Genomic DNA, 2,561 nt, shown 5'->3' with positions numbered 1-2,561 from the left:
TGCACTATCCTTGGAAAACTAAGCAGGCTGATAATTGGTTGTGTGCGTTACCGCAGTCCCTGGTTCGGCCTCATCTCACTGTCGCCTCGGGTTGATGGTTGAGGTTCGCGAGGATGGGCGGGATCGGAGGTCCTATGAACGGCCGAACGCAGATCAGGCTCACTGCCCTTGCCCTGTCCAGCGCAAACATCTCGGTTGGTGAGCTGTGGGTGAAGTACTACGCCCTGGGTGGTGAGGTGTCGGAGTTCGAGGTGGAGGCATATCTCGGGGGACTGCTCATCTTGTCGGGAAGTGAGCGCACCATTCTCGCGGATGCGATGAATGAGCTCCTTGAGGGCACGTCCGTGGACATTCAGGTTCCCCGCAGCGAGGATGACGAGGCCGCAGAGTCACCGGAGGACTCCCGTAAGTTGCTGGGGGCGCTGGGGGTGTTTTTGTTTACGAAGGAAGAGGCGGAGCAGGAACGCCTTGATGCTGTCGCTGGCACGAATCTTGTGGACTCGCCGTTCGAGGAGCGGTTTGACCGGTACACGCAGCAGGCCCGCGACCATTTCAACGTCAGCTCATCGATCGTGGCTCTGATCGACGATCACAGGTTGTTCCTGAAGTCGGTCATCGGGCCCATCGAGCAGAACATGCCGCGGGAGATCACGTTCTGCAACGCGACGATCCGTAACGCTGGACCGTTGATCGTTCCGGATGCCCGTGAAGACGACCGGTTCAGGACCAATCCCCTGGTGACGGGGGAGCCCTTCATCCGGTTCTACGCCGGCTACCCCTTGCGTGGGCCCGGGGGCTGGACCGTCGGAACGCTGTGTGTCATTGACCAGAAGCCGCGTGGTTTCTCGGCCCAGGACGGGCGTTTCCTGCGCAAACTCGCCAGCCTCGTCGAAGACGAGATCAACGCCTGAGCTTTGCCGTCACTGCCGACCGTTGATCGTTGTCGGGTTCCGGTGCGGGTGTGTGCTGGAACGGTGAGGCGCGGTGTCGAGGATCAGCTGTCGAAGTGCGTGATGACGGGTTTGTGCTGTCCGATCGAGTTCAGGATGTCCGCGGATAAGTCGCGTAGCTTCACGTTCCGGTTCGAGGACGCTTTTCGCAGGATCGCGGTGGCTTCTTCCTGGCCGCACCGGTTCTGGGCCATGATCGCCCCGATGGCCATATCGATGCTGGTGCGAGATTCCATGGCGGCCCGCATGTTCGTGCTTGCTTCGGTGAGCTTGGCTACCCGCACGGCGAGGCGGAGGGACTGGGATGCGTCACGGGCGAATCCTTCGGCGACGCGGATACCTTTGGCGTCGAAGGTGTTCGGTTCGGTTGAGTAGAAGTCCAGGCCGGCGCTGGCTCCTTCGTCGAGGCGGATGGGAATGCCCAGGGCTGAGCGTAGCCCGTGGCCGGAGATCGCTTCGCGGTACTCCGGGAACCGGGTCTCGGTCAGGAAGTCTCGAATGTGGACGGTGATTCCTTCGCGGGCTGCACGCAGGCAGGGCCCGTCGTCGAACCCGTACTGCACCTCATCGACCTGGCGGGCCTTCTCGCTGCTGCTAGCCACTGTCACCATCGACCTTGGGCGCAGGAGAGTGATGCCGCAGAACACGTCGCCGTAGGGCCCAGTGAACGCCTGGGCTGCGACGGACACCAGTCCGTTCAGGAACTCCTGAACGTCATCGCTTTCGAGCACCATGTTCTGCAACTGGGCTGTGACGCTGTCCCGCTCAGCTTCACGGGCCAGTTCTTGCTCGTCCGGCATTGAGTCCTCATTCACGTATGAAAAGAGGCGGAGGAAGGCTCGCTGCTGAACCCCTGGGCCACCTCATAAACCTCTGAAATGCTACGTCACCCTGACGGGACCGGACGTGGATGACCCATCACGGTTCGCAGCGATCACCCGGCAGGCGCGTGTTTGGCCTGGCTTAGGCGGCCAGTGACGACGCTTTCTGGAACGAGGCATAGGCGGATACGAACTGCTGTGCCTCACGCCGCAGCCGGACTGGCAGCAACGTGCTGGGGTGGGCGGCCCTGGAAAGATCAGCCAGCGCTGCGTCAACGGTCAGGGCCAGACGCGTCGCCCCGGTCATGCTCGCGCTGACTCCCAGGCTCGCCAACGCCGTGATCATCTCGTCCCTGTCATCGCCTGCAGCCAGCGCCTCGGTGATCCTCTCGAGTCGTGATGGAAGCATCGAGATGAAATCCGCGACGAAGCAGGTCGCGGCGGCCGGGGACAGGTCCGCTACCAGGACATCAAAGGCACGGTGCTCGAAGTGTGGAAGGGCATCAGGTGCCCCGTTGGCCCTCATGCCTGCAGCATCGAGTGCAGCAGGGAACCCCACGACGGTGCCAGCGCCTCGCGGCGCTCGAACTCCTCAGCAACATCCGCTGCCCGGAACTCGGTTTCCGGGTTCAGCCCGAACTCGTGACTGTATTCGTGATCGACCTGGCGCTGAACCCTGCTGTGCAGGACCTGCAACTCGATGTCCTCAAGTGCCGCGAGGTCCTCGGGGAAAGAATCGGTGGGTACAAGACGAGAATTCATAACTACTCCTGAAAAGAGGGGAAAACGC

General features: G+C 61.9%; 4 protein-coding genes. 1 reads left to right on the top strand and 3 read right to left on the bottom strand.

The annotated features are described in order from the left end of the window. The first annotated feature begins 134 nt into the window (after positions 1 to 134). Complete coding sequence (locus ACX80U_RS19125) at positions 135 to 911, top strand: GAF domain-containing protein (protein WP_459269538.1); 777 nt, start codon at positions 135 to 137, stop codon at positions 909 to 911. Between the two features lie 83 nt (positions 912 to 994). Here ACX80U_RS19125 and ACX80U_RS19120 read toward each other — a convergent pair whose 3' ends face one another. From ACX80U_RS19120 to ACX80U_RS19110, 3 genes are all read right to left on the bottom strand, one after another. Continuing rightward, positions 995 to 1,750, bottom strand: coding sequence for an ANTAR domain-containing protein (locus ACX80U_RS19120; RefSeq protein WP_459269537.1), 756 nt, complete (start codon positions 1,748 to 1,750; stop codon positions 995 to 997). Positions 1,751 to 1,913: 163 nt separating this feature from the next. Then, entirely contained in the window at positions 1,914 to 2,297 is a 384-nt protein-coding gene (locus tag ACX80U_RS19115) for a hypothetical protein (protein WP_459269536.1), read from the bottom strand. Next, a partial coding sequence (locus ACX80U_RS19110) for a hypothetical protein (RefSeq protein ID WP_459269535.1) occupies positions 2,294 to 2,561 on the bottom strand: 268 nt, incomplete at its 5' end. The genes ACX80U_RS19110 and ACX80U_RS19115, both read right to left, overlap by 4 nt.

This window comes from Arthrobacter sp. TmT3-37 (assembly GCF_054510835.1).
This window is presented reverse-complemented; position numbering and strand designations above follow the sequence as displayed.

Coding starts and splice junctions, on each gene's coding strand:
- ACX80U_RS19125 (WP_459269538.1), top strand. CDS start 135: ATGAACGGCCGAACGCAGATCAGGCTCACTGCCCTTGCCCTGTCCAGC.
- ACX80U_RS19120 (WP_459269537.1), bottom strand. CDS start 1,750: ATGCCGGACGAGCAAGAACTGGCCCGTGAAGCTGAGCGGGACAGCGTC.
- ACX80U_RS19115 (WP_459269536.1), bottom strand. CDS start 2,297: ATGAGGGCCAACGGGGCACCTGATGCCCTTCCACACTTCGAGCACCGT.